Consider the following 24,204-nt stretch of genomic DNA (forward strand, 5'->3'; position numbering starts at 1 on the left):
TGCCACTGGTTGGTTGTGTGGGCGCCAACGGGTTATTCGCTTGTGTCGTTGGTCGCTTGTGTTGTTGGTCGCTTGTGTTGTTGGTCGCTTATGCGCGCGTCGCAGACGCGTAGTTCGCGGGGGTGATGCCCAGCAATCGGACGAATGCCCGGGTCATGTGGCTCTGGTCGGCGAATCCCGCGGCGGCGGCTGCGTCCGCCAACGGTGCGCCGCGCGCGATCAGTTGTCTCGCAAGGATCACGCGGCGCTGCATCCGGTATGCGTGCGGTGGTAGTCCCATCTCGTGCGCGAAACCGCGCAGCATCTGGAAACGGCTCATGCCACTCTCCGCCGCGAGATCGGCTAGCGTCAGCGGGGATGAAGGGTCGTCGTCAATGCGAGCCCTCGCTCGTGCAATCGGACCCAGTTGCTGCGTCAACCGTGAACATGCCCGCGTGGTCGCGTGAGTTCGGATCAGATACCCCAGCAACTCAAGCATCGCCTCCTCCCGCACCAGATCGTCCGGCACGGTGTGCGCTTCCACCGATACCGCGAAGAGACGCTCGAACAGCACGTTCAGCAACGGGTCGTGGACCGCCGGTTGCGTCAGTTCAATCTCGCGCGCAGCCGCACCGTTTAACTCGACTGCAACGTCGGATAACATCGCCGGCTCGAAATACAACATGCGCCATGCGCGGCCACGCTCGTCCAGCGGGCTGCCGTCGTGCACCTCCCCCGGATTCACCATGATCGCGTCGCTCGCCCGCGCTTCGACCACGCCGCGCCCGCTCGCCGAACGATGCCCGCCAGCCACGATTACGCCCACACCAAACCGGTCGTGCGAATGGCGCGGAAACGAATGCGCCGTCTCGGCCACCGTCGCTTCAACGCCGGCAATCGCGCAACGAGGCATGTGGACGCGGCCGCGCAACATGGTTCGCCTTGTCAGAAGGTCAGACGTGAAGGAGCAGGCCGCGCGGCACGATACGCGCGCTTCTGCGCAGCGATAACGCGCCTCGCGTTGCATGGCGAACCGCTGAGCGCTACGCGCGCCAATTCACGCGGCACAGCGCGCAACGACACGCGAGCCGGGCCGCTCATCAACCACGCCCCTCGTCCGTGCGCTCGCCTTCGCGGATCTTGCCCTGCGACACGCTGCTGCCCGGCGGCACGCTATGCGTGAGCCACACGTTGCCGCCGATCACCGAGCCGCGCCCAATCGTCACGCGGCCGAGAATCGTCGCGCCGGCGTAAATCACGACGTCGTCTTCAACGATCGGGTGACGCGCGTTGCCCTTGATCAGCGTGCCGTCAAGGTCGGCGGCGAAGCTCTTCGCACCGAGCGTCACCGCCTGATAGACCCGCACACGCTCGCCGATGATCGCGGTCTCGCCGATCACCACGCCCGTGCCGTGATCGATAAAGAAACTCGGCCCGATGGTCGCGCCAGGGTGAATGTCAATGCCGGTCGCCGAATGCGCGATCTCGTTGATGAAGCGCGCAAGCAAGGGCACGCCGAGGCGATGCAACGCGTGCGCCAGACGATGGTGCGTCATCGCCCACACGCCCGGATAACACAGCAGAATTTCCGTGATGTGCTGGGCGGCCGGGTCGCCCGTGAAAGCCGCCTGAATATCGCTGACCAGCAACGCGCGAATACCGGGCAACTGCGTGCCGAATTCCCGTGCGACGTTGTACGCGCGTTCCTTCAGATCCGCATCGGGCGTCTCCCCGAACTCGGGCAAAAATCGCAAGGCGCGCCGTATCTGCTCGGCAAGCAGGCGCAACGTGCTTTCGAGTGTATGGCCAACGTAGTAGTCGACCGTTTCGTCAGTCAGATCGGGAGCGCCGTAGTGCGTGGGAAACAGCGCCGCGCGCAAGCCGGTGACAATCGCGATCACCGCTTCGCGTGACGGCAACTCGCGAATGCCGAGCGGATGCCGCGTGCGATGCAATTCTTCACGCGAAGCGCGCAAGTCGGCGACGATCTGTTCGAGGCCCCAGTTGTGGGCAGGCACGTTAGGCATAAAAGGACAGCGCCGTGCGCGAGGCACGGTTCAGAGTGATTGTCCCGAGAGATTACCGCGTTTTGCCGCGGCCCGCGCAGCGCCGCTTCGCGCGGCCGCGCGGCATGGTGGCTGCTTCAGATGGTCACGCTGCTCGCGTCGATCCAGCGCACCGCCCAGTCGCGCGCGTGCGCGATAGCGGCCACTTCGTCAGGAAAACGCAAGTCGGTGGGAAAAAAACGGTTAGCAACCAGTTCGCCGTCGCTCGAGCGGGAAATCACTACATAAGGTTGCCAAGTACCATCGCCCGCGCGCGCAGGCGCGCAGTTCAGCAAATAGCCGCGATGTGTGAATGCAGCATCAAAGTGCATGTGTCACCCGCCCTGACGGCCCCGTAAGATGTTCTGAGTAGCGCTGATGTTCATTGTCGGCCATGTAAAAACAACCGGACGCATGTCGCTCACACATGTCGTCAATTTAACCGCGCTTCACTTGTCGGAGTAAGATCATACTCTGTAGAAAATAGGCGTCCATTAAAAAAAAACGAAAGGATTCCTCGACGCAATCGCCAGGCGAAATGCCCGCATACGTCAGTGCACATAACCGCGAGGCAACCGCGGCGCGCGCATTACAAACTCACCGCACGAAGACATTGTGCGGAGCAGGAACGGAGTTTGCCGCACTTCAACCATGTCCTCTTCAACGGAGAATGCATGATGAACAGCGATATCAACAAGCCAGCAGACGCCGGCAACCAGCCGCGCACCACCGGTCCACGCACGACTGAACTGCACAACGACCGCACGCATGACAGCACCGTCGACACCGACGGCAAAAACCTCGAGGCCGCCCGCATCGCCGGCCACAGCCCGATCTCGCCAGACGAAATCACCACGAGCAATGCCACCCTGATCAACAGCGTGCCCGAGGCACACGACGGCATGGCCGGCTTCGACAGCCGGGTTGGCGGGAACCACCTGCTGCTGGCGCTCGAACCGGGCTGCACGGTCATCGACAAAGGCATGGTCGAGCCGCTAGGACTCGATTCGGCCGACGATCCGTTCGACGACCCGCGCTCGATCCGCAGCCGTCGCGAACGCGGCCGCATTCACTACGCCCTTAATCATTTACGGCCCACTCGCGTAATCGAATTACATCGGTCGAAATAGGTATTGGAACTGCGGGTATTCCAAGTACCGCGCCTCTGCGTTTGAATTGCGCCGCCCGCGCCGATTAATCAGTCAATTCCAAAGCGCGCGCCGTTTGAATGACGGTGCGCGTTTCTTCATGGATTAGAAACTCCGGGTTGCAGGACCTGCAAGCCGAACAGACTATTTCCGCCCGTCGAACGCCGACACAATCGACGGCAGATTCACTACCCAACGGAGCAGCAGATGAAAAAGATCGTCGTGATTGGCGCAACAGGTACGGTCGGCCGCGCGGTCAGCGCAGCATTGAAAGCTCGCCATGAAGTTATCGAAGTAGGCGCGACGCGCGGCCAGTATCGCGTCGACACTACCGACCCGGCCAGCATCGAGCGCCTCTTTGGCGAGATCGGCAAGGTCGACGGCATCGTCACCGCGACCGGCAAGCTGCATTTCGGCCCATTGCCGGAGATGAGCGTCGAGCAATTCTGGGTCGGCCTGCGCGACAAGCTGATGGGTCAGATCAACGTGGTGCTGGGCGCCCAGCGGTACGTCAACGACGGCGGCTCGTTCACGCTGACGAGCGGCATTGTCGGCGACGAGCCGATTCGCGAAGGCGCGAACGCAACCACCGTCAATCTGGCCCTGGAAGGTTTCGTGCGCGGCGCCGCGATCGAATTGCCGCGCGGCATCCGCATCAACGTGGTGAGCCCGACGGTGCTGACCGAAGCGCTCGACGCATTTGCACCCTACTTCCGCGGCTTCGAGCCGGTGAGCGCCGAACGCGCTGCGCAGGCTTATCTGCGCAGCGTTGAAGGCGCGCAAACCGGCCGGGTGTATCGGGTGGGGTATTGAGCCTGCTGAGCCCGCTGCAGGCTCGTTGAATCCCGGGCTTGCCGCCTGCCTGCGCCCATGTCGGTCTATGTCCGTTTGCGCGCCGCAGCACCGGGATTCGGCGTCTCAGTGTTTCTGTTCCTTCACACGCGACACGATCTGCGTCGGGCTGACGAATTGCAGTGCGATCAGCACCCAGATCAGCGTGATCGCCATGTAGATCATCGCCATCGCATCGATCGATTGCGGGGCGCGCACGCCGGTTGAAAACACCGCGTAGTACAAGGCGACCACGAGCGTTTGCGTCGCGGGGCCCGCCGTAAAGAATGTCAGCTCGAACATGCCGATGGTGCGCACCAGCACGAGCAGCCCGGCGGCCAGCATGCCCGGCACCAGCAAGGGCAGCAGGACATAGCGGAAATAGCGGAACGTGTTGGCGCCGAAAATGCGCGCCGCCGCTTCGAGATTGGGATCGATCTGCTCGATGAACGGGGTCATCACCAGGATCACGAACGGCAGCGCCGGCACGAGATTCGCCAGAATCACGCCGCCCAGCGTGCCCGCGAGACCGACCTTGTACATCACCGTCGCCATCGGGATGCCGTAGGTGACGGGCGGCACCATCAAGGGCAGCAGGAAAATCAGCATCGCCACGCGTTTGCCAGGAAACTGCACGCGGGCGAGCGCATACGCCGCGGGCACGCCGAGCACAACCGACAACACCACCACCGCGCCAACCACTTCGACGGTGACCCACAACACGCTCGCCAACTGGAAATCGCTCCACGCCTGCGCGTACCAATGTAGCGTAAAGCCTTGCGGCAACAACGTGCCGAACCAGCGGGTCGCCACCGAATTCACCGCGACGGTCGCAATCAGCAACACCACGTTGACGAGAAAAAACACCATCGCGCCCCACACCAGTACACGCCAGATGCGCCCCGGCACACTGGCGCGTTGTTGTGCTCGCTTGCCGGGTTGCTGCGCGCCACCGTTGTTTCCGTTCGATGTGAACGCGAAGTCCGCAGTAGCCTCGGCGCGGTGATCGTCAGCCATCAGCCTTTGCCTCCCGTCGTCGGACCGCTGTAGAAGAAGCGGCGCGCGCCGAGCATGGCGGCAACCACCAGCAGTTGCACGAAACCCATCACCATCGCGATCGTGGAAGCCAGAGAATAGTCGTAGCTTTCGAACGCGGCTTCAGCCGCGGCTATCGACATCACACGCGTCGGGCCGGCGGGCACCCCGAGCAACACGGCCGATGGAAACACCGAGAACGCCTGTACGAACGACAAACACGCGGCCATCGTTAAACCCGGCACCAGCAGCGGCAGATAGATGCGACGAAACTGCTGCCACGGACTCGCGCCGAGTGTGGCAGCGGCGCTCGCGAGCGTCGGATCGATGCCGGTCACGTATGACAGCGTCAACAGAAACGCAAACGGAAAGCCCGATACGATCAGCGAGATCAGCACACCCCAGAAGTTATGCGTCAGACGCACTTCGCCGGCGTAGAGATGCAGACCTTGCAAGGCCTGCGAAAACCAGCCGTTCGGACCGAAGTATGTGAGCATGCCGTCGGCGATCAGCACGGTGCCGAGCGTGACGGGAATCACCAGCAGCGTCGTGACGAGTTTCTGGTAGCGCGAGTTGCGGCGCAACGCGAACGCCACCGGAACCGACACGCCGACGTTGATCAGCGTGGCGGGCACAGCAAGCTTGAGTGTGACGAGAATGGTCGGCCACATCGACGTGTCGGTGAAGAACGTCAGATAGTTGGCCCACAGGCCGCCACCGTTCATCGGTTTGAACGACAGCATCAAGCCGTACGCAAACGGGTAGATAAACAACGCGGCGATAAAGATCAGAGCCGGTGCGACCAGCCATGCTTTAGCATCGCGCGGCGCAACGGGTACGCGTGGCGGCGACAGCGTGGGCGTGTTCATGCAGCCTCTGCGTCATAGACCAGCGTGCGCGACGGCGGCACACGCAGACTAATGCGTTCACCCTCCTCGAATTCGCCGGCGATGCGCGCCCACACATCGCCGAACGCGGTCTTCACCCGCAGCAGCGAATCGTGCCCGCCGTATTCCACAGTGCTCACGAGAGCCTCGAAGGCGTTTTCCGAGTCCGGTGCCGTGCGCTCCATGTCCTCCGGGCGCAAGGCGACGCTCACGCGCTTGCCGTTGAAACCGACCATCGGCGTACCGGTCAGACGCACGCCATTCGCGCTCACCGCAACCCTATCGCCTTGCGTGCCTTCGAGCACAAATTCGGCCACGTTGCGATAACCCATGAAACGCGCGACATGCAAATTCCGCGGCCGCGTGTAGACCTCTTTCGGCGTGCCGATCTGCTGCACCACCCCCTCTTTCATCACGACGATGCGATCGGCCATGGAAAGCGCTTCGTCCTGATCGTGCGTCACGTAGAGCGTCGCGCGTTCGAGCTGGCTGTGGATGCGGCGAATCTCGGCACGCATTTCAATGCGCAGTTTCGTATCGAGATTCGACAGCGGTTCGTCCATCAGAATCAGCGGCGGTTCGATCACGATCGCGCGCGCAATCGCCACGCGCTGCTGCTGACCGCCGGAAAGCTGTCCCGGCAATTTGCGCTCATGCCCGACCAGTTGGACGAGCTCCAGCGCTTCGCGCGCACGGCGCATGGCTTCGCTCTTGCCGACACCGCGCATCTTCAATCCGAAGCCGACGTTGTCGAGCACACTCATATGCGGAAACAGCGCGTAATTCTGGAACACCATGCCGAAGCCGCGTTTTTCCGGGGGCAGCACGTCGATGCGTTGATCGTCGAGCCAGATGCCGCCGCCGCTCAATGGCTGCAAACCGGCGATGCAATTGAGCGCCGTTGATTTACCACAGCCCGAAGGTCCGAGCAGCGCGATGAATTCGCCACGCTGGATATTCAGATCGAGACCTTGCAACGCCGCGACCGCCTGGCCCTCCGCATTCGTGAAACTGCGGCTCACCGAATCGAGCCGCAACTGCTCAAAGTGATGGTTCATCGGGATTTCCTGATACGCGTGGCGCCTCGTGCACGAATCGCGGCGACGGCCTGAACGAAAGGATCCGCGTGCTCACGCGCCGCCTGCCGCGCGCTGCCTACCGGCTCTTCTGCGCGCCGATATCGCTGTCCCATTTCCTGAAAGCCGCGACCATCGCGGTGGCGCTGAGCGGCACAACATGCGGACGCTCGGCCAGCAGTTTCGCGTACTCCGGCCGGCCATACTTCTTCAGCACGTCCTGGCTGTGTGCGGGCGCCTGCTCGACGCTCACACCCTTGATCGCCGGTCCGGGGTAGAAATAACCGTCGTCATAGGTCATGGCCTGCTGCGCGGGTTCGAGCATGAAGTTCATCAACTTGTAGAGCACGTCGAGCTTTTCCTTCGGCACGCCCTTCGGAATCACCATGTAGTGCGCGTCGTTCACCCACGTCATGTTGTCGAATGCCTGCACGCGGAATTCCGCCGGCACGATGCCGAGCGCACGCGGATTGATGTCCCAGCCCGTCACGGTAACGGTCATGTCGCGTGAGCCTTCACCCAGCTCCTTCATCACCGCCGACGTGCCGCCCGGATAGTAAGGAATGCAATCGTTCAGCTGCTTGAGGAAGGCCCATGTCTTGTCCCAGCCGTGAACCGGGTCCTGCGGATCCTTGTCGCCGAGCACGTAAGGCAAACCCATCAGGAACGTGCGGCCTGGACCGGAGTTCGCCGGCCGCGCGTAGATCAGCTTGTCCGGATGCGCCTTGCACCATTGCAGGAGTTGTTCAGGTGTTTTGGGAGGATCGCTGACTTTGGCGGGGTTGTATTCGATTAACGGACCCGCCGGCATATACGCAACTTCGAGACCGAAGCCCTGTGCGAGATCCTGCATCTTGCGTGGGCCAGGCGCGTACTTGTCGAGCACGCCGGGGAAAGCCGCCGCATTGTCCGGCAAGAGCTTCATCCAGAGATTCTGTTCGATACCCGCGGCCAACGCGTCGGTGCCAGTCAGCACGAGATCGATATCGGAGCGGCCGGCAGCCTGCATTGCCTTGATCTTGCCGGGCAACTGCGGCGCGGGTGCATTGGTGAACGTGAGATTGGCGACGAGATTCGGATACTTCGCCTTGAAGGCCTCGAAGCCCTTCTGCGTGAGTTGAAGATCGCCGGCCACGTCGACGATATTGAGCGTTACCGGATCGGCCGCGTGCGCGACAGATGCAAATGCGGCAATTGCCAGGAGACTTGCGGACACCAGCCTGAGCGCCACCCTGCCTGAAACAGTCATTGCGTCTCCTCGCTTCTTGGTATGGAAGTCCGCCGGCCAGATGTGCTGCTGGCGGTGTCTTTCTACCCATGGAACATAGCGAAGCGGAACTGCCGATGTCAAGCAAATACTCGCCACGGCGCTTTGCCCGTCAATCTGGTTATTCCGGCAAGGAACCCTTGTGGCTCAATGGTTTGCGTGATTTATCCAAGGGCAAACCCGGAGTTTGACCCTCGGTCGATCAACGAGTTGTCAGGCAACGTGAAGTTGCATAGCGCATCAAGCGGCGCGCACTCATCCGCCCTGCACACCCTGCGTGTTCACGTAGAGCGAGTACAGGCCGTGACTTGCCGCCATGAACAAGCGGTTGCGATGGCGTCCGCCGAAGCACACGTTCGCGCAGCGCTCCGGCAACGCGATATGGCCGATCGGCTCGCCTTGCGGCGTGAAAACGCGCACGCCGTCGAGTTCGTCGGTACCCATGCCCCAGCCGCACCAGAGATTGCCGTGCGTGTCGACGCGAAAGCCGTCCGGCGTGCCCGCGCCGGCGTCGATCAGCACGCGGTTATTCGACAGCACAGCGCCATCGCGACCAGTTTCGACGTCGAACGCACGGATCTTGCGCGGCTCGCCACGCGATTCGACGACGTACAGCAACGACTCATCCGGCGAGAATGCGAGACCGTTCGGACCCAGCACGTCGTCGGCGACCATGGTCACCTCGCCAGTTTGGCCGTCGATGCGGTACACGCACGCCGGCAACTCCGATTCCTGGCGCTCGCCCTCATAAAAACTGTCGATACCGAAGGTCGGATCGCTGAACCAGATCGAACCGTCCGACTTCACGATCACGTCATTCGGCGAATTGAAGCGCTTGCCGCGATAGCGGTCGGCGAGCACGGTAATCGAACCGTCATACTCGGTGCGCGTGACGCGCCGCGTGAGGTGTTCACAGCTGACGAGGCGCCCCAGGCGATCGCGCGTGTGGCCGTTCGCATTGTTCGACGACTGGCGAAACGTGGTCACGGCGCCGTTCGTTTCATCCCAGCGCAGGATGCGGTCGTTGGGAATGTCGCTCCACAGCAGATAACGGCCATCGCCGAACCAGACGGGTCCCTCCGACCAGCGCGCGCCCTGATACAGACACTCGACGGAAGCAGACGCAAGGATCAGCGATTTGAAGCGCGGATCGAGCAGGCGGATGGAGGGATCGGGATAGCGTCGGCTGATGTCGGTCATGCTTGGGCTTTGGATGATGGAAGTTGATAGAAAAGCAACCGATGCGCGGGGCCTCGTGCACGCCGCACGCGGGGCCGCGACCCTACTGGATGTTCAAGCTAACACCAGCGTCGCAATGTCGTCAAACAACCTGAATGTGAGCGGCATTGCGTAACCTCGACCCGAAGCCGATATGAAACCGACACGAAGCAGACGAAGTTAGCGAAGTTGGCAAAGCCAGCGCGGCGCTTTTGTAAGACAATAGCGCGGCAGCGCGTACATGGGTGAATAACGGTGGGCTAAACGGAAATTGACGATCTGGAAATCAGAGTCGTTTGGCGTGGGATTCCGGCTAAACGTTACCCAGAGTGGTTTGACAATAATGTTGTCAATCAAAAGCATCAAAAACGACACTACGAGAAAATTACCCACTTTTTCGACCCGTGAATGTTAATCGGGCCAAAGAAATCCGTTATAAAGAGTAATTCGTTCGCCTCTTTACAGACCCCGCGCGGGTGGCGTTTCTTTAGAAATCGCCCCTGGCTCGCGGGATAATTTTGGTGATAGATTGTGAAGATAAAAACAGCCGGGCGGATCACCGCACCGCAATTCACCGCAACGGGACGTTTGCGAGTCCGAGAGAACACAAATTGTCGCTACATTTTATCGAGGAAATGGCGCCACTACTGAACGCCGCGGATGAAGCGGAATGGTTCGGTGCGATCGCGGGCCTTGCTGAAACGTGGGGTTTCGACAAGCTGCTGATCGCCATGTTGCCGCGCCCCACCATTCGCCTTGAAGACGCCTATGTGAGGAGCACCTACTCCCCCACGTGGCGGCGCACGTACGACGAGCAGGGACTCGTCCACATCGACCCGACAGTCTCGCATTGCGCAACGCGCGCCACGCCGCTGATCTGGTCGCCGGACATTTTCACCACGGCCCAGCAACAGTCGATGTATGAGGAAGCCCGCGCGCACGGCCTGCGCGCCGGCGTGACTTTGCCGATTCATGGACCGAACCAGGAAGCCGGCATGATGTGCTTCGTCAACGACAGCAATCCGAGCGACGCATTCTGGCGTCATGTCAATGTTGCGTTGCCGAATCTGGTGTTATTGCGCGATCTGGTGATCGATACCAGTCAGCGCCATTTGAATACGCACACTCAGAGTTTATTGCCCAAGCTCACGCCTCGCGAACGCGAGTGCCTGAAATGGACCGCCCGCGGCAAATCCACGTGGGAAATCTCCCATATCCTGAACTGTTCGGAAGCCGTGGTGAACTTCCACATGAAGAACATCAGGACGAAATTCGGTGTGAATTCGCGGCGCGCGGCGGCCGTAATCGCCGCGCAGCTGGGGCTTATTGACCCGGGTTGAGCAAAGCGGCAGCGTCGCGGCTGTACAGGACCCGTTCGGCCCGGCCAAGATCCGCGTCCGAAACGGTCTTGGTGAAATAAAGGCCCAGCAGGATCGATACGGGCGCGGGGATTTCAGCGCCCGATTCGAACCGGCTGCCACGCGACTGCGTCACGCCAAAGCGTGCCCAGAAGCGGCGTTGGCTCTCTTTTTTCTTCTTGCGGTAGGCAATGATCAGAACCCGATCTACCACCGATGAAGGCTCCGCCGGGCGGCTTTGGACGGAGGGTTGCACCTGCCAGTGATTGTCGAGAAGTTCCATTTTTCGGTCCGGTCGGTTGAGTACTGCTGCTTGTCTCGAATTCTGCGTTATCCGATAAGCATCCACACCTATCCAGGTAGGTAGGTGGCAGAACGATTCAAAATGCATAAGTTTTCTTGCGTATTGGGTACCCCAACACGTTCAGGAGAACGTCATGCAAACAGCGATTCGGATTGGAATGCGGCAAGAATTTGACAATGCGGACATCAACGAGATGTATCGCCTGCGAGCCCGGGTGTTCCACGGGAGGCTCGGATGGGACATCCCGACCATTGCGGGCATGGAGATTGACGGCTACGACGCCCTGGGGCCGCACTACATGCTGATTCAGGGCGATGATCGGCATGTGCGGGGCTGTTGGCGCCTGATGCCCACCGAAGGGCCGAACATGCTGAAGGACACTTTCCCGCAATTGCTGCATGGCGCGGACGCCCCGGTCGGACGGCATATCTGGGAGCTGAGCCGGTTCGCGATCGAAACCAGCGGCGAGGAGCAGTCGTTCGGTTTTGCGGACCTGACCATGCAGGCGATTCACGAACTGGTGACGTTCGCCGACCGGATGGGCATCACACGTTACGTCACCGTGACCACCACACCGATCGAACGGCTGCTGCGCAAGACGGGCATCGACATCAGCCGGCTCGGGTCCCCTCTGCAGATCGGCGTGGAACGGGCCGTGGCGCTCGATATTGCGGTTAGTCCGAAAACCCGCACCGCCCTGTTCGGGCCAATGGCTGCTGCCGCCTGACGGCTGGACGCGGCATTGGCGCCGGCTCGCGGTTGCGTGCCTGACCAGCCGGTGTTGCCCTGGCGCGACGGAGGAGCAGCGGTTATCTGTTAGTTGCGGCCCGCTGGGGGAGACGCGCGGGACATCAGGAGCCGAACATCCGGTCGAGCGCATTCTCGAGATGCGTGCGCATCGCCCTTGCTGCAGCGGGACTGTCCTTGCGGCGGATCGCCTCGAGCACGGCCAGATGCTCGTCCTGCACGAGCCGCTGGCGCTCCACCGTCTTCACGAGCGACAGATTGCGTGACAGGTTCATGCTGAACAGAATCTGTTCTTCGATAAACGACATGACCGTGATGAAAAACGGGTTCTTCGAGGCGCGCGCCACCGCCAGATGGAACATGAAATCGTCCTGCGCACCAATTCCCCGGGTTTCCACGATGCGCTCCAACTGGTCCCACGCATGCTGGATTGCGGCAATGTCGTCGGAGTCGGCCTTGAGCGCCGCCTGCCCAGCCGCGCCCGCCTCGGTCACGATGCGAAATTCATAGCAGCGGCGGATGTCGGACAGCGTTTCGAGCGGCGCGAAGCGGCGCACATCCGGATCCGGCCGCCGCGCAACCGTGGTGCCTGAGCCGTGCCGCGTCATGATGATCCCGTCCGCCCGCAAGCGCGCGAGCGCCTCGCGCACGGTCGGCCGTGAAGTCGCAAAGCGTTCGGCCAGCGCATGCTCGGTAGGCAGCCGCTCGCCTTCCTTGTACTCGCCTTCAAGGATGCGATTCAGGATGTCGCCGTAGATCTTGTCGGGCAAACCCGTTGTTTTGCGCTCGTTCATCAGCGGTGCTGAAGCAGCTTGTCTGAATAGGTTCCGATTGTAAGGCAAACCTGGCCCTATCTTGATTTGATATATGCGCTTTGGCTCGACAGGAATGCCGCAAACGCGCACTGCGCGGTGCTCATCGCGCGAAGCATCACCATCTCAAAATTTGACAAAAGTTTGATTTACATCCTGTCTCAATACATCTTTTTCAGCGATCATTTAAGCTCGCATCAGTAATCCAATCGTCAATGAGCCCGGCCAGTTGTATGGCCGCGGCATCCGAATCCTTAGACGCGGAGTCGATATGTACACACGCATCCTTGTAGCGGTCGACGGCAGCCACACCTCGCGCCGTGCGTTCGAAGCAGCACTCGCGCTCGCAAAATCCACCGGTGCCGTCATGCAGCCGTTCTACGTCGTCGAAAACACGCCGATGTATTTCGAAGCGCCCGGCTACGACCCTTCCGTGCTGCGTAACCGCCTGGTTGAAGAGGGCAAGGAACTCGGCGCGGAGTTCGCCGCGGCCATGGCCGCGCAAGGCGTCAAGGGTGAGCTCGCCGTAAGCGAAGCGTCCTCGCTCGACGACGTTTCGGTGGTTGTACTGAAAGCTGCTGCAGACTTCAACGCCGATTTGCTGGTGATGGGCACGCATGGCCGCCGTGGTTTTCAGCGTCTGATTCTCGGCAGCGTCGCCGAGCGCTGCGTGCGCCAGGCAACCTTGCCCGTTCTGCTGATTCCGTCCGCGGCAGGCAAGACCGGTGAAGGCACCTGAACGCGTAGCGGCGCGCTGTGCATCTGCATGTGGTGCCTCACGCGGCAGCACATGTAGCGCACCATCTCAAAAACTAGAGCGGACTACATAGCAGTCCAAAACCACAAGCAGCAACGCAAGGGTGATATCGCTCAAGAGGACTAACTGCGCGAACGCGTCATTTTGTCGCTAAACGGGGGGCATGGGCGGTGGGACAATCAGTTATCACCCTTACAAACGGCTGCAAACCATGCTTACTCCTACCGCTATGACTCACTCGGCCGGCGCTGCCGATTCCACTGTGATTTCGTCGCCGGCGGGTGGCCTCCGTCGTGCCGCGCCGACTCGGGCAACAGCGCGCACCGCCGCGCGCTGCTCGAGCTGTTCGATGCGGGCGCTCTGCATGCCACAAGGGCTCTCGCCTGACGAACTCACCAAACTCGAAGCGCTCATCTGCACCGCGCGCTCGGTGCGGCGCGGTGAAGCGCTCTATCGCAGCGGCGATCGTTTCGACAACATTTACGCGGTCCGTTCCGGTTCCATGAAAACCGTCATGGCGCACCGTGACGGCCGCGAACAGGTCACCGGGCTGCGCCTCGCCGGCGAAGCACTCGGCCTCGACGGCATTAGCGAAGACATGCACGCATGCAGCGCCGTCGCGCTTGAAGACAGCACCGTTTGTATCGTGCCCTACCCTGCCCTCAAGTCCCTGTGCCGCGAAATCAGCTCCATGCAGGAACGCCTGCACAAGCTGCTGGGCGAACAGATCGTCCGCGAAGCTGGGCAGATGATGGTGCTCGGCTCACTTTCAGCGGACGAACGCGTGGCGGCATTTCTGCTCGACGTGTCGGAACGCAATGCGCAGCGCGGCTATTCGTCGGCGGAATTCAACTTGCGCATGACACGCGAAGACATGGGCAGCTATCTGGGCATGACGCTCGAAACCGTGAGCCGTACCCTGTCAAGATTTCAAAAGCGCGGTCTGATCGACACACAAGGCAAACACATCAGGATCGTCGACCTGGAAGGCTTGCAGAAAGTGTAAGCCACAGGCGCGGGGCCCGGCCCGCGCCGCCACCTCCGCGTCCATCTGCTTTTTGACGCGCATTCGCCTTGGCATGGCTCCTGCGAGCGGGTACAGTCTTTAGTCCGTCCCCCGCAAGGAGACCTGGCGAAATGAATCGCGACCCCGCCCCGCATCACCCGCTTGTCCAGCGCCTGATCGAAGCGCGTCAAGTGACCGACGCGCTGTTTTCCATCGTCAAACCCGAATTTCTGTATGACCGGCCGATCCGCGAGCGCCACCGGATTGTGTTTTATATCGGCCATCTGGAAGCTTTCGATCGTAATCTTTTCGATCAGCGCCTGTGCGATCTGCCGGCGTTCGATCCGCACCTCGACCAGCTATTCGCGTTCGGGATCGATCCCGTCGACGGCGGCTTTCCGACCGATCAACCCCGTGACTGGCCATCGCTCGAAGCCGTACGCGGTTACGGATTGCGCGCCCGCGAGCAGATCGACCGCGAGCTCGCTGCACTGAGCGACTCAGCGGGTGTCGAGCGCCACCGTGCGCAAGCGGGCACGGCCGAGCAGTTGCTGAACGTCGCGATCGAACATCGCCTGATGCATGCTGAAACGCTTGCGTACATGCTGCATCAGTTGCCGCTTGCACAAAAGATCGCCCCATTGCACGAAACGGCGCTGAGCCGTTCGGAACCAGGTGAGGCGTTATCCTCGATGGTCAGCGTGCCTGCGGGCCCAACGGTGCTCGGCATGACGCGTGAGAGTGGGCGTTTCGGTTGGGACAATGAGTTCGGCGAAATACGCGTCGACGTGCCGGAGTTCGAGATCGATCGCCACATGGTGACGAACGGCGCATTTCGTGCATTCATCGAGGCAGGCGGCTATCGGGAATCGAAGTGGTGGAGCGCCGCAGACTGGGCCTGGAAGGAAGCAGAACATATCGAGCACCCCGCCGGCTGGTCGCAACGAACCGGAGGCGATCAGGACGGCGCATGGATGCTGCGCACAATGTTCGACGAAGTGCCGCTGCCGCTCGACTGGCCGGTTTATGTGAGTCACGCCGAGGCGAGTGCCTACGCGCGCTGGGCCGGCAAGGCGCTGCCCAGCGAAGCACAGTGGCAACGCGCGGCACATGGCGCGCCGCACGCGGCGTCAGGCAATTTCGATTTTCGCAGCTGGAATCCGCAGCCGGTCGATGCGTATCCCGACAACGTCAGCGCATTCGGCGTAGAAGGCCAATTCGGCAATGGCTGGGAGTGGACCTCCACGGTGTTCGACGCCCTGCCGGGGTTTGAGGCGTTTCCATTCTATCCGGGCTACTCCGCGAACTTTTTCGACGGACAGCACTATGTGCTCAAGGGCGGCTCGGCGCGCACCGCGCAGTGCATGTTGCGGCCGGCTTTCCGCAACTGGTTTCAAGCGCACTATCAGCATGTGTATGCGGGGTTCCGATGCGTCAAGGGTTGAGCATACTATCGCCGGGACCTCGTGCCGGCGTCCCGGTCGCCCATCCGTCTACTCATCAGAACCGATGCCGGATCCCTGCCGCAATCAGCAACTGGTTGCTACCCGTCGACGGCGCAGGCGTGTTAATGACCGCAGGTGCGCCCGCGGACGCACCCTGGTAGAGCGTCTCGACATACGTGTCGGTACGCTTCGAGAGTTGGTAGTCAGCCTGCAGCGCGCCCTGATTCCAATGCGCACCCGAGCCCTTCGTGTATGTGTACATGCCGGCCAGCGACACGGTGGGCGTCAACTGATACACACCGTTCACCTCATAGTTGCTGAACCCCACCGACGGCGCGGCCGCTCCGGAATCAGCGTTGCTCACGCCGCTATACGTCGAACGCGACCACGCCGCGCCTAACGTGAACTGGCCAATCGCATAGCTGGCCCCCACGCCATAGGTATTCTGCGTCTGCACGTTCGCCTGGAACACGTCGTGATTGACACCCGGCAGGCCGACCGCGTCATACGCGCCGCCCGCCGTGTTGCCCCGGCCGTTGACATGCAGCCACGCCGCGCCGGCGTTGAACGCTCCATTCTGGTAGTTCGCACCCAGGCTGTACGCGCGGTTGTTCGCGAACTGGCCGGCACCATTTGAAAACGCATACATGCCGCCGAAACTCAAACCGCCGAGTGTCGGGCTCGCATATTTGACCGAATTACGGGCGAGGTATGAGTTGTTGGCATTGTCATTGTCAAACGGGTGGGCAAATGCAGTCCCGCCGTTGGCGCCCGTCAGCGTGAACGGCGCGAAATAGTCATGGATTGAATCGTACTGGTGGCCCAGGGTGACCGTGCCGTACGTGTCGTTTCCCAGACCGACATAGTAGGGGTGATCGTTGAGCGCCGCGCCTGTCTGCGTCGAGAACCCATGTTCCAGACGGAAAATCGCCTTGGTACCGCCACCGAGGTCTTCTGAACCCTGCAAGCCCCAGTAGCTCCCATCGATCAGTCCCGAGGTGGCCTGGTATTGCGCATGGCCGCCCACGTTGCTCAAATACGCGAGACCTGCATCAATTTCACCGTACAGCGTTACGCTGCTTTGCGCCTGCGCATACCCGCTTACAAACGTAAGCACTGCTGCGCAGATCGAGGCACGGAAAAATGGATTGTTTTTGTTGTTCGACATGTGGGAAACCTTTTTAAAATTGATTAGTTAAACGAAGGGTGATTTGTCGCTGGCTCCCGCCAGCGACAACACAGGCAAATGGCTCAGTACCACCGCCCATAGCGGCGGATGTAGACCGTCTTGACGATCTGGGTGAGCATCATGTAACCCACCATGGTGGCGATGAACCAGGCCCAGTAGCTGGGCGCCAGTGCGGTGAAACCGAGCGTGTCAGCCAGCGGCGAGAACGGCAGCCAGCAGCCGACCGCGATCGCCGTAAAGGTCGACAGCAACACGGGCAATGCGGCCGTGCTCTGCAGGAACGGAATCTTTTGCGTACGCAGCATGTGTACGACGAGTGTCTGGGACACGAGACCTTCGACGAACCAGCCCGAGTTCATGATGATCTGGCCGCCGTTGCCACCGTGAGCGTGATACAACGCACCCGCGCCGAACACGGTCCACATCAGGATGTAGGTCGTAATATCGAACACCGACGACGTCGGCCCAAGCCAGACCATGAAGCGTCCAATGTTGCCCGCTTCCCATTTACGCGGCTTCTTCAGGAATTCGGGGTCCATCTTGTCCCAGGGCAGGAACATCTGGGACAGGTCGTAGATCAGGTTCTGGATCAGCAACTGCATTGCAAGCATCGGTTCCCACGGCAGGAATGCGCTCGCCACCAGCACCGAGAACACGTTGCCGAAGTTCGAACTCGCTGTCATGTTCAGATACTTGAGGATATTGCCGAAGGTCTCACGGCCCTTGATCACCCCCTCCTCCAGCACCATCAGGCTCTTCTCCAGCAGGATGATGTCGGCGGTCTCCTTGGCAATGTCCGCACCGCTATCAACCGAAATCCCGACGTCGGCGTCCCGTAGCGCAGGAGCATCATTGATGCCGTCGCCGAGAAAACCCACCGTGTGGCCATTCGCCTGCAACGCCTTCACGACACGTGCCTTCTGTAGCGGCGCGAGCTTCGCGAACACCGTCGTGCGTTCGACCACTTCGCCGAGCCGGTCGTCATCCATGTGCTCGATATCGCGCCCGAGAAGCGGCGTGCCTGGGTCGAGACCCACATCCCGGCAAACCTTCGACGCGACGATCGGGTTGTCTCCCGTGAGCACCTTCACGGCAACGCCGTTTTCGTGCAGTGCGCGAATCGCAGGCGCCGCGGAATCCTTCGGCGGATCGAGGAACGTCAGGAAACCGCGCACCACCAGCCTTGCCTCGTCCGACGTCCGGTACTGCAGTTTTGCCTGTGTCTGAGGTATCTCGCGCGTGGCGACAACCAGTACCCGGTAGCCGTCCTCGTTGTATTCCTGCGAACGCGCGATCAGGTTTTCGCGCTCCTTCGCACCCAGCTCGCGAATCGCGTCGCCGTCCTGAATGTGCGTGGAAACCATCAGCATTTCCTCGACCGCACCCTTCGACACCATCAGTTGAGCGCCGCTAGCGCGCCCGACGATCACCGACAAACGCCGCCGGACAAAATCGAAGGGGAGTTCGTCGACCTTCGAGTAATGAGTCAGTTTCGCAGCGGTGCCCGCATCGTTAGCATGATTGACGACCGCAATATCGATCAGATTCTTTTGTCCGCTCTGATGAAAACTGTTGAGCCAGGCGAGCTCCAGGATGTGTGGGTCCTTGTCACCATGAATATCGAGGTGATGTTCAAGGATGATCTTGTCCTGCGTGAGTGTGCCGGTCTTGTCGGTACACAGCACATCCATTGCCCCGAAGTTCTGCACGGAATTCAGACGCTTGACCACAACCTTGCGGCGCGCCATCGCAACCGCCCCTTTCGCCAGGTTGGCCGATACGATCATGGGCAGCATTTCGGGAGTCAAGCCCACCGCGACCGCAAGCGCGAACGTCAGCGCGGAAAGCCAGTCGCCCTTTGTGAGGCCGTTGATCATGAATACGACCGGCACCATGACCAGCATGAAACGGATCAGCAGCCACGACACGCTGCTCACGCCGCGATCGAAACTGGTTTCGATCCGCTTGCGGCTGGTCACGTTCTGCGCGAGTGCGCCAAAGTACGTGTCGGCTCCCGTGGCGACCACAACCGCGGTCGCCGTACCGCTCACAACATTCGTACCCATGAAACAGATGTTGGCCAACTCGAGCGGATCGGCCTGGCCACCCGAACCGGCATCCGCCGATTTCTCCATGACGGCGCCAAGCGTGTCGTACTTTTCGACCGGCAGCGCTTCGCCGGTAAGTGCCGCCTGACTGATGAACAGATCGCGTGACTGGACGAGGCGGATATCGGCGGGAATCATGTCGCCGGCCTGCAGGCTGACGATATCGCCGACAACCAGATTGGACATCGCAATTTCGCGCTTTTCGGGCTTCCCCGATTGCGATGCGCGGCGCACAACGGTTGCCGTCGTACGCACCATGGATTTGAGTCGCTCAGCCGCTTTGCTCGAGCGGTATTCCTGGAAAAATCGCAGCAGACTGCTGACCGTCACCATGGTGAGCAGAATGCTGATGCCGGTCCAGTCGCGATCGTCCGGAGCGGCGAAGTAAACATCGGTCAGGTAACTGATCCCCGCGAGTACGAGCAGTACGATCACGAACGGATTCTTGAAGGCCAGCAGCAACTGCACAAGGACATGAGGTGGCTTGTCATGTGCGACTTCATTCGGCCCATTCTGATGCAAACGCTCCTCAGCGTCGGTCTCGACAAGGCCATCCAGCGAGCTTTGCGTATGCAGCAGCGTGGTGTTGATACTGTTGTTGGCCTCAGTGACGATGCGCGCGGAATGCTTGCGCTCGTTAGCAGTGGACGTGGTGATAAATCCCCGCTGCTTACGCGGGGACGGGTGAGAACGGTAAGAATGCTTGGACATAGTTTTCCCCGTGTCGGGCGACCACTGGCCGCCGCGGCACTTCTTTTTTCAAGGTGATTTTCTATGGCTGAGTGACCTGGCCCCGGAGTACGACGGAGCAGGCACTGGCACGTGCCGGATCGCTATCCGGCACGAAGCGACGTCAGCGCGCGCGGCTCCAGAACCCAGTCCACCAGCGGGCAATAGCCGTTGGCGTTTTGTGTTCGTGGATACGCGGCGTCAGCGGTGAGTCGTGGTGCGTGCGAGCCTCACGAATGCGAGGCAACTCGGGTACGAGAAGAGCGAAATGCATGATGTTCCTCCGTCCGGGCAGTTGCCCGGAGGTCGTTCAGGTGCACCGGCTGGAAGGCCGGCACCACGACGCCAAAGCTCAAGGAGAGAAAGGCGAGGAACGGTGTGGACTTCCTTCAGGCGGAAAGAAAGCTTGAATCGTGTAAGGGGCAAGAGTCACTGTCGGGCATGAGTTCTCCTTTCTCGCGCTGTCTGCACGAGCATGTCTTTTCAACCACGCGCTACGCGAATTGCGCAGGCGTGAGCAATCACCGTCGCGAGTCAGGCTCATGACGTCCTTCAAGCGGACGAGCGAAATCACGCGCGTCGACGCGGTACTAAATAAGGTGCGTGGGAAGTATTGCGAAACTACGGCGCGCACCATCCTGCCTGCTGGCGGGACGGCGGCTAAAAGAGGCGGGCGTCCTGTCGGTCAGGCAGACAAACTTTTCGAAGATCGACTACTGCTACTGTCCAAGGCATTAGCCCCTTAATGAGAACGGACGAATGGTAATAGTCGTGCCAGTCGATGTCAACCCGGAAAACGTCATTTTGAAATGCCTGTTGGCCGGAAAAAATGGAGCCGGAAAAGTGCGGCTTCAAACGCTCTGTCGCCGAGTGGCGCTGCCGGTGAACGAATGCTTACGGCGTACTGTGCAAATCGCGATGCCGAGCTACGGATACAAATCGATGATCGGCATATCATTCGGCATCCTTAGCTTGATGACCGGCTGAATGGATACCGGGACCAGCACCGCTGCCCTCAGTGACTCACGCCGGTCACCAGTTGCAACGGCGTTTCAATCACCGGCGACAGTTCGCTTTGCTTTCTCTTTTCGGTAACCGCCTTCAACGCCACGTCCACGCCGAACACAGCCTGGCGATCCGCAAACTGATTCATCGTCGCCAGCACGCGGCCGTCGGCGAGCAATGGTTTGATCGCATCGCCGTCGTTATACCCGGTGACATAAACGCCGCCGGTTCTCCCCGCATCACGAATGGCATCCACCGCGCCCATGGCCATATTGTCGTTTCCACACATCAGCGCACGGATCTGCGGATAGTCGCCCAACATCTTCGACGCGACGTCCCGTCCCTTCCCATAGTCCCAGTCGCCGGACTGTATGGCGACGATCTGCATGCCGGCCGCCGTCATTGCGTCTTTGCTGCCGGCTGTACGTTGCTGCGCATTGCGATCGTCGGAACTCCCTTCGATGATCCCGACCTGATCGCCCGCCTTGAGCCGCTCAGCAAGATAATCGCCCACCTGCTTCGCGCCTTTGCGGTTATTCGGGCCGACGAAAGGCACGCGGATGTGGGCCGCATCCTGCGACGCGTCGTCGAGCGGGTTGTCGATAGTGACCATGATGATGCCGGCTTTGATCCCCCGCGCCACGACCGCTGTCAGCGCCTTCGAGTCAGTGGGCGCGAGGACAATGGCGTCCATCCTGGCTTTGATCAGTTCGTCCACCATTCGGATCTGTGCGGCGGTGTCGCCTTCCGTTGCGGTTCCCAGCATGGTCAAGCCGAACTGCGATGCATAGTGCTTCTGATAGTTCTGCGCAGCGTTCACCATCGCCACCGTGAACGGATCGGACATCGACTTCAACACGAGGGCGATCTTCAGCTTGCCGCCCTGCATTGCATCGACACGAGCCGTACCTGTCAGGCCTGCCGCGGCCAGTGTGGCGGCAACCAGCACGCGGCGGCGCATCCTCTGCGTCATTGAATTTCTCTCCTTGGGCTACACGCACGATTGCTTGCACCACGTTCGCCCACAAAACGGATCAAACCGCCGCCAATGATGCTATGCCCCAATCGCCGACGCCCGTTAGCTGCCGCAACACGGCAACGATTTCGTCGAACAACGGCCGGTTGTCAATATCCTCGCTCAGACAACGCTCCTTTAGCACCACCAACTTCGCCGCCATGTCCGCGTTCGCATCCAATTCGTTGCATCGCTCAATCAGTTCCTCGAGCAGACAACCATACGCCCTGACTTCGAGGCGCTGCAACGCAATACTGAAGTCCCGATCTTCGGCGCCATGGAACGACGCCGCGCCAAAATCGCCCAGCAATGCGCTGCCACACCCGCGGTGCAGAATATTGTGCGCGTACAGGTCCCCATGCATCACACCTCGACGATGCAGATGAGACGCCGCCGACGCGATGCCGCATGCAATGCGTAAAACCGCAGCCAGCTCGAAGCGCGTGCCCGCGCCATAGACATCGCGCGTGCACGACTCGAGGCTCGGTGGGCCGCCGAGGTTGGTGAACTGCGGATCGATCAGTTCCATCACCAGGCCATGTGTATCAGCCGGATGATCCTTCACCTTGCCCACTACCGGAATAAGGTTCGGATGATCGCCGGCACGGATGCAGGCCGCCATCTCGCAGTCGGGCAAGCCATCGCTCGTTACCGCGCCCTTGAACATTTTGACGGCCACCGGCCTCTTCGTATCGTCATGGCGGGTAGTTAGCGCCGCGCGATAAATGATGCCGGATGCGCCCTCGCCTAACTGCGCTTCCAGTTTCAAGGCATCCCACCGAATATCCGCAATCGGCGTATCGGTCAGCGCCGCCGTCTCCAGCGCTTCGCTGAATGGATTGCCGGCGTACGCCAGCCACGAAAGCCTCGGCAGGCGCAGCAACCAGGCGGGCAGTTCGCCGAGTTGATTGGCCGCGAGACGCAGCAGTTCGAGCCGCGAGCAGGTTGCCAACGCCTCGGGCAGTGCGCGCAACCGGTTGCCGGCAAGCATCAGCTTCTGCAGTTGCGAACAAGCGCCGATTTCAGGCGGCAGTACCTCGATTTCGTTGTCGGTGAGGACCAGCCAACGCAACAAGGGCGGCAACGATTTGCCTGAAACCTCGTGGATGCGATTGGCCTTGAAACCGACCATGCTCAGCTGCGAACATTGCCCGAGGACCTCCGGTAATTCAGTAAACAGGTTGTCGGAAGCAAAGATGATGCGCAGCTTGCTCAGCCGGGGCAAATCATCGGGCAGCGTCGAGAGCGCGTTACCGGACAGATCGAGAATCTCCAGCGTGTCGGCCAGATCGAAAATCTCACGCGGAAATTCGCTCAGGCCGCACGCCAGTGTGAGTCGGCGGGTACCCGCAAGTTGTCCGGCTCGCAGTTGTTCTAGGGTGGTGGTCACAGTCGTAGAGAAAATATCCGGCCGCCGGTGGGCGAAGCGTCGAGGGTATCAATTCTACTGAGTCCCAGGCCGCGCGCGGAATTGGATAGCAAGATCCGGCGTGACCTCAGCGGGAACAATGTTTAAGCTGTGAGGTATCGGAGTGTCGAGGCGCCGCGAGTTCGCAGCCTCGCGTCAAGCCGTCCCAAGCTCCAGCCAGCCAGGAACCCAGCACCATGACATACGCCTACAAGTTGATGAATTCACCCGTCGGCGAGTTGAAGCTCGTTGCGAGCGGCAACCGGCTCGCCGCCATTCTGTGGGAGAACGACAAACCGAACCGGGTGCGTCTGCCGGACATGACGGAAGCAAATGATCGCCCGGTCCTGCTCGAAACCGAGCGGCAACTGAACGAATATTTTGCGGGCACGAGAGAACGGTTCGACCTCGAACTGGACTTCCAGGGAACGGAGTTTCAGAAGAAGGTTTGGGCGGCGCTCCTCACGATCCCGTTCGGCGAGACACGCAGCTACTCGGACATCGCCACGCAAATCGGCAACATCAACGCGGTGCGGGCCGTGGGCGCGGCAAACGGCAGAAATCCGATCTCGATCGTGGCGCCGTGTCATCGCGTGATCGGCGCATCCGGCGATCTGACCGGCTTTGCCGGCGGGCTGGCAAACAAGATGTTTCTTCTGTCGCTAGAAGCCGGGCAGACTTCGCTGGAAGCTGCGGCGGATTCAGCGACGGCTTCGGTGGCGGCTTCCAGCACTGCTGCAATAGCGGCCGGCCAGGAACCGCCGGCGAAACCGGCACGCCCGGCACCAGGCCGCGGGATGCAGACCTCGCTATTTGGAAACTGAGCGAAAACTGA

General features: G+C 60.8%; 24 protein-coding genes. 10 read left to right on the forward strand and 14 right to left on the reverse strand.

The genetic code is table 11. From position 1 onward, the window contains the following. Positions 1-88: 88 nt before the first annotated feature. The 3 genes from BCY88_RS00510 to BCY88_RS00520 all read right to left on the reverse strand — a co-directional run bounded on the left by BCY88_RS00510 (position 89) and on the right by BCY88_RS00520 (position 2,356). Positions 89-913, reverse strand: coding sequence for an AraC family transcriptional regulator (locus BCY88_RS00510; RefSeq protein ID WP_120342321.1), 825 nt, complete (start codon positions 911-913; stop codon positions 89-91). Between the two features lie 166 nt (positions 914-1,079). After that, entirely contained in the window at positions 1,080-2,006 is a 927-nt protein-coding gene (gene epsC / locus BCY88_RS00515; RefSeq protein WP_120342322.1) for a serine O-acetyltransferase EpsC, read from the reverse strand. Positions 2,007-2,122: 116 nt separating this feature from the next. After that, complete coding sequence (locus BCY88_RS00520) at positions 2,123-2,356, reverse strand: hypothetical protein (protein ID WP_030099888.1); 234 nt, start codon at positions 2,354-2,356, stop codon at positions 2,123-2,125. 345 nt (positions 2,357-2,701) lie between these two features. On the opposite strand from BCY88_RS00520, the gene BCY88_RS00525 reads away from it, so the two are divergent. After that, positions 2,702-3,154, forward strand: a complete 453-nt coding sequence (locus BCY88_RS00525; protein ID WP_120342751.1) for a DUF3005 domain-containing protein — start codon at positions 2,702-2,704, stop codon at positions 3,152-3,154. A gap of 225 nt (positions 3,155-3,379) precedes the next feature. Next, positions 3,380-3,985: a short chain dehydrogenase gene (locus BCY88_RS00530; RefSeq protein WP_120342323.1), complete on the forward strand. Its 606-nt coding sequence runs from the start codon at positions 3,380-3,382 to the stop codon at positions 3,983-3,985. Between the two features lie 105 nt (positions 3,986-4,090). Here BCY88_RS00530 and BCY88_RS00535 read toward each other — a convergent pair whose 3' ends face one another. The 4 genes from BCY88_RS00535 to BCY88_RS00550 all read right to left on the reverse strand — a co-directional run bounded on the left by BCY88_RS00535 (position 4,091) and on the right by BCY88_RS00550 (position 8,250). Beyond that, entirely contained in the window at positions 4,091-4,873 is a 783-nt protein-coding gene (locus BCY88_RS00535) for an ABC transporter permease (protein WP_404935665.1), read from the reverse strand. Between the two features lie 146 nt (positions 4,874-5,019). After that, complete coding sequence (locus BCY88_RS00540) at positions 5,020-5,907, reverse strand: ABC transporter permease (protein WP_120342325.1); 888 nt, start codon at positions 5,905-5,907, stop codon at positions 5,020-5,022. After that, positions 5,904-6,983, reverse strand: coding sequence for an ABC transporter ATP-binding protein (locus BCY88_RS00545; RefSeq protein ID WP_120342326.1), 1,080 nt, complete (start codon positions 6,981-6,983; stop codon positions 5,904-5,906). Before BCY88_RS00545 ends, BCY88_RS00540 begins: the two co-directional genes overlap by 4 nt. Positions 6,984-7,080: 97 nt before the next feature. Then, the gene (locus BCY88_RS00550) at positions 7,081-8,250 is read right to left on the reverse strand and encodes an extracellular solute-binding protein (RefSeq protein ID WP_120342327.1); all 1,170 of its coding nucleotides are present in this window, start codon (positions 8,248-8,250) and stop codon (positions 7,081-7,083) included. A 68-nt stretch (positions 8,251-8,318) separates the two neighbouring features. Here BCY88_RS00550 and BCY88_RS39735 point away from each other — a divergent pair, with 68 nt between their 5' ends. After that, a complete protein-coding gene (locus tag BCY88_RS39735; RefSeq protein WP_183081227.1) occupies positions 8,319-8,459 on the forward strand; it encodes a hypothetical protein in 141 nt (46 codons plus the stop codon). A gap of 64 nt (positions 8,460-8,523) precedes the next feature. Here the strand turns inward: BCY88_RS39735 and BCY88_RS00555 are convergent, their stop codons facing one another. Next, the gene (locus BCY88_RS00555) at positions 8,524-9,468 is read right to left on the reverse strand and encodes an SMP-30/gluconolactonase/LRE family protein (RefSeq protein ID WP_120342328.1); all 945 of its coding nucleotides are present in this window, start codon (positions 9,466-9,468) and stop codon (positions 8,524-8,526) included. 653 nt (positions 9,469-10,121) lie between these two features. On the opposite strand from BCY88_RS00555, the gene BCY88_RS00560 reads away from it, so the two are divergent. Next, positions 10,122-10,826, forward strand: a complete 705-nt coding sequence (locus BCY88_RS00560) for a helix-turn-helix transcriptional regulator (protein ID WP_120342329.1) — start codon at positions 10,122-10,124, stop codon at positions 10,824-10,826. Here BCY88_RS00560 and BCY88_RS00565 read toward each other — a convergent pair. Further along, complete coding sequence (locus BCY88_RS00565) at positions 10,810-11,127, reverse strand: helix-turn-helix domain-containing protein (RefSeq protein WP_120342330.1); 318 nt, start codon at positions 11,125-11,127, stop codon at positions 10,810-10,812. The two genes, BCY88_RS00560 and BCY88_RS00565, sit on opposite strands and share 17 nt — an antisense overlap. A gap of 154 nt (positions 11,128-11,281) precedes the next feature. Between BCY88_RS00565 and BCY88_RS00570 the strand changes: the two genes are divergently transcribed. Then, entirely contained in the window at positions 11,282-11,875 is a 594-nt protein-coding gene (locus tag BCY88_RS00570; protein WP_093637295.1) for an acyl-homoserine-lactone synthase, read from the forward strand. Between the two features lie 124 nt (positions 11,876-11,999). Here the strand turns inward: BCY88_RS00570 and BCY88_RS00575 are convergent, their stop codons facing one another. Further along, a complete protein-coding gene (locus tag BCY88_RS00575; protein ID WP_120342331.1) occupies positions 12,000-12,689 on the reverse strand; it encodes a FadR/GntR family transcriptional regulator in 690 nt (229 codons plus the stop codon). A gap of 289 nt (positions 12,690-12,978) precedes the next feature. Here BCY88_RS00575 and BCY88_RS00580 point away from each other — a divergent pair, with 289 nt between their 5' ends. The 3 genes from BCY88_RS00580 (at position 12,979) to BCY88_RS00590 (ending at position 15,915) form a co-directional block, all read left to right on the forward strand. Continuing rightward, the gene (locus tag BCY88_RS00580) at positions 12,979-13,446 is read left to right on the forward strand and encodes a universal stress protein (protein WP_120342332.1); all 468 of its coding nucleotides are present in this window, start codon (positions 12,979-12,981) and stop codon (positions 13,444-13,446) included. A gap of 367 nt (positions 13,447-13,813) precedes the next feature. Further along, positions 13,814-14,470 carry a helix-turn-helix domain-containing protein gene (locus BCY88_RS00585; protein WP_120342752.1) on the forward strand — a complete coding sequence of 219 codons (657 nt, stop codon included), beginning with the start codon at positions 13,814-13,816 and terminating at the stop codon, positions 14,468-14,470. Positions 14,471-14,601: 131 nt separating this feature from the next. Then, the gene (locus BCY88_RS00590) at positions 14,602-15,915 is read left to right on the forward strand and encodes an SUMF1/EgtB/PvdO family nonheme iron enzyme (protein WP_120342333.1); all 1,314 of its coding nucleotides are present in this window, start codon (positions 14,602-14,604) and stop codon (positions 15,913-15,915) included. A gap of 55 nt (positions 15,916-15,970) precedes the next feature. On the opposite strand, the gene BCY88_RS00595 is transcribed toward BCY88_RS00590, so the two are convergent. Together BCY88_RS00595 and mgtA are read right to left on the reverse strand one after the other, a co-directional pair. After that, positions 15,971-17,083 (reverse strand): porin, encoded by a 1,113-nt coding sequence (locus BCY88_RS00595; protein WP_120342334.1) that lies wholly within the window; start codon positions 17,081-17,083, stop codon positions 15,971-15,973. A gap of 83 nt (positions 17,084-17,166) precedes the next feature. Next, complete coding sequence (mgtA, locus tag BCY88_RS00600; protein ID WP_120342335.1) at positions 17,167-19,923, reverse strand: magnesium-translocating P-type ATPase; 2,757 nt, start codon at positions 19,921-19,923, stop codon at positions 17,167-17,169. A 777-nt stretch (positions 19,924-20,700) separates the two neighbouring features. Between mgtA and BCY88_RS00605 the strand changes: the two genes are divergently transcribed. Beyond that, positions 20,701-20,928, forward strand: coding sequence for a hypothetical protein (locus BCY88_RS00605; RefSeq protein ID WP_120342336.1), 228 nt, complete (start codon positions 20,701-20,703; stop codon positions 20,926-20,928). 28 nt (positions 20,929-20,956) lie between these two features. Here BCY88_RS00605 and BCY88_RS00610 read toward each other — a convergent pair whose 3' ends face one another. Together BCY88_RS00610 and BCY88_RS00615 are read right to left on the reverse strand one after the other, a co-directional pair. Next, positions 20,957-21,919 carry a substrate-binding domain-containing protein gene (locus tag BCY88_RS00610; RefSeq protein WP_120342337.1) on the reverse strand — a complete coding sequence of 321 codons (963 nt, stop codon included), beginning with the start codon at positions 21,917-21,919 and terminating at the stop codon, positions 20,957-20,959. 61 nt (positions 21,920-21,980) lie between these two features. Next, a complete protein-coding gene (locus tag BCY88_RS00615; RefSeq protein ID WP_120342338.1) occupies positions 21,981-23,351 on the reverse strand; it encodes a protein kinase in 1,371 nt (456 codons plus the stop codon). Positions 23,352-23,566: 215 nt separating this feature from the next. Here BCY88_RS00615 and BCY88_RS00620 point away from each other — a divergent pair, with 215 nt between their 5' ends. After that, a complete protein-coding gene (locus BCY88_RS00620) occupies positions 23,567-24,193 on the forward strand; it encodes a methylated-DNA--[protein]-cysteine S-methyltransferase (protein WP_120342339.1) in 627 nt (208 codons plus the stop codon). Positions 24,194-24,204 lie beyond the last annotated feature (11 nt).

Origin of the sequence: Paraburkholderia fungorum (assembly GCF_003610895.1) — a bacterium.
Taxonomy (GTDB): Bacteria; Pseudomonadota; Gammaproteobacteria; order Burkholderiales; family Burkholderiaceae; genus Paraburkholderia; species Paraburkholderia fungorum_B.

Excerpts from the sequence above, each read along its gene's own strand:
- BCY88_RS00540 (WP_120342325.1), bottom strand. The coding sequence starts at position 5,907 with ATGAACACGCCCACGCTGTCGCCGCCACGCGTACCCGTTGCGCCGCGC.
- BCY88_RS00530 (WP_120342323.1), top strand. The coding sequence starts at position 3,380 with ATGAAAAAGATCGTCGTGATTGGCGCAACAGGTACGGTCGGCCGCGCG.
- BCY88_RS00590 (WP_120342333.1), top strand. The coding sequence starts at position 14,602 with ATGAATCGCGACCCCGCCCCGCATCACCCGCTTGTCCAGCGCCTGATC.
- BCY88_RS00555 (WP_120342328.1), bottom strand. The coding sequence starts at position 9,468 with ATGACCGACATCAGCCGACGCTATCCCGATCCCTCCATCCGCCTGCTC.
- BCY88_RS00595 (WP_120342334.1), bottom strand. The coding sequence starts at position 17,083 with ATGTCGAACAACAAAAACAATCCATTTTTCCGTGCCTCGATCTGCGCA.
- BCY88_RS00560 (WP_120342329.1), top strand. The coding sequence starts at position 10,122 with ATGGCGCCACTACTGAACGCCGCGGATGAAGCGGAATGGTTCGGTGCG.
- BCY88_RS00535 (WP_404935665.1), bottom strand. The coding sequence starts at position 4,873 with ATGGTGTTTTTTCTCGTCAACGTGGTGTTGCTGATTGCGACCGTCGCG.
- BCY88_RS00575 (WP_120342331.1), bottom strand. The coding sequence starts at position 12,689 with ATGAACGAGCGCAAAACAACGGGTTTGCCCGACAAGATCTACGGCGAC.
- BCY88_RS00545 (WP_120342326.1), bottom strand. The coding sequence starts at position 6,983 with ATGAACCATCACTTTGAGCAGTTGCGGCTCGATTCGGTGAGCCGCAGT.
- BCY88_RS00610 (WP_120342337.1), bottom strand. The coding sequence starts at position 21,919 with ATGACGCAGAGGATGCGCCGCCGCGTGCTGGTTGCCGCCACACTGGCC.
- BCY88_RS00585 (WP_120342752.1), top strand. The coding sequence starts at position 13,814 with ATGCGGGCGCTCTGCATGCCACAAGGGCTCTCGCCTGACGAACTCACC.
- BCY88_RS00520 (WP_030099888.1), bottom strand. The coding sequence starts at position 2,356 with ATGCACTTTGATGCTGCATTCACACATCGCGGCTATTTGCTGAACTGC.
- BCY88_RS00565 (WP_120342330.1), bottom strand. The coding sequence starts at position 11,127 with ATGGAACTTCTCGACAATCACTGGCAGGTGCAACCCTCCGTCCAAAGC.
- BCY88_RS00510 (WP_120342321.1), bottom strand. The coding sequence starts at position 913 with ATGTTGCGCGGCCGCGTCCACATGCCTCGTTGCGCGATTGCCGGCGTT.
- epsC (WP_120342322.1), bottom strand. The coding sequence starts at position 2,006 with ATGCCTAACGTGCCTGCCCACAACTGGGGCCTCGAACAGATCGTCGCC.
- mgtA (WP_120342335.1), bottom strand. The coding sequence starts at position 19,923 with ATGTCCAAGCATTCTTACCGTTCTCACCCGTCCCCGCGTAAGCAGCGG.
- BCY88_RS00580 (WP_120342332.1), top strand. The coding sequence starts at position 12,979 with ATGTACACACGCATCCTTGTAGCGGTCGACGGCAGCCACACCTCGCGC.
- BCY88_RS00620 (WP_120342339.1), top strand. The coding sequence starts at position 23,567 with ATGACATACGCCTACAAGTTGATGAATTCACCCGTCGGCGAGTTGAAG.
- BCY88_RS00550 (WP_120342327.1), bottom strand. The coding sequence starts at position 8,250 with ATGACTGTTTCAGGCAGGGTGGCGCTCAGGCTGGTGTCCGCAAGTCTC.
- BCY88_RS00570 (WP_093637295.1), top strand. The coding sequence starts at position 11,282 with ATGCAAACAGCGATTCGGATTGGAATGCGGCAAGAATTTGACAATGCG.
- BCY88_RS39735 (WP_183081227.1), top strand. The coding sequence starts at position 8,319 with ATGGAACATAGCGAAGCGGAACTGCCGATGTCAAGCAAATACTCGCCA.
- BCY88_RS00525 (WP_120342751.1), top strand. The coding sequence starts at position 2,702 with ATGAACAGCGATATCAACAAGCCAGCAGACGCCGGCAACCAGCCGCGC.
- BCY88_RS00605 (WP_120342336.1), top strand. The coding sequence starts at position 20,701 with ATGGTAATAGTCGTGCCAGTCGATGTCAACCCGGAAAACGTCATTTTG.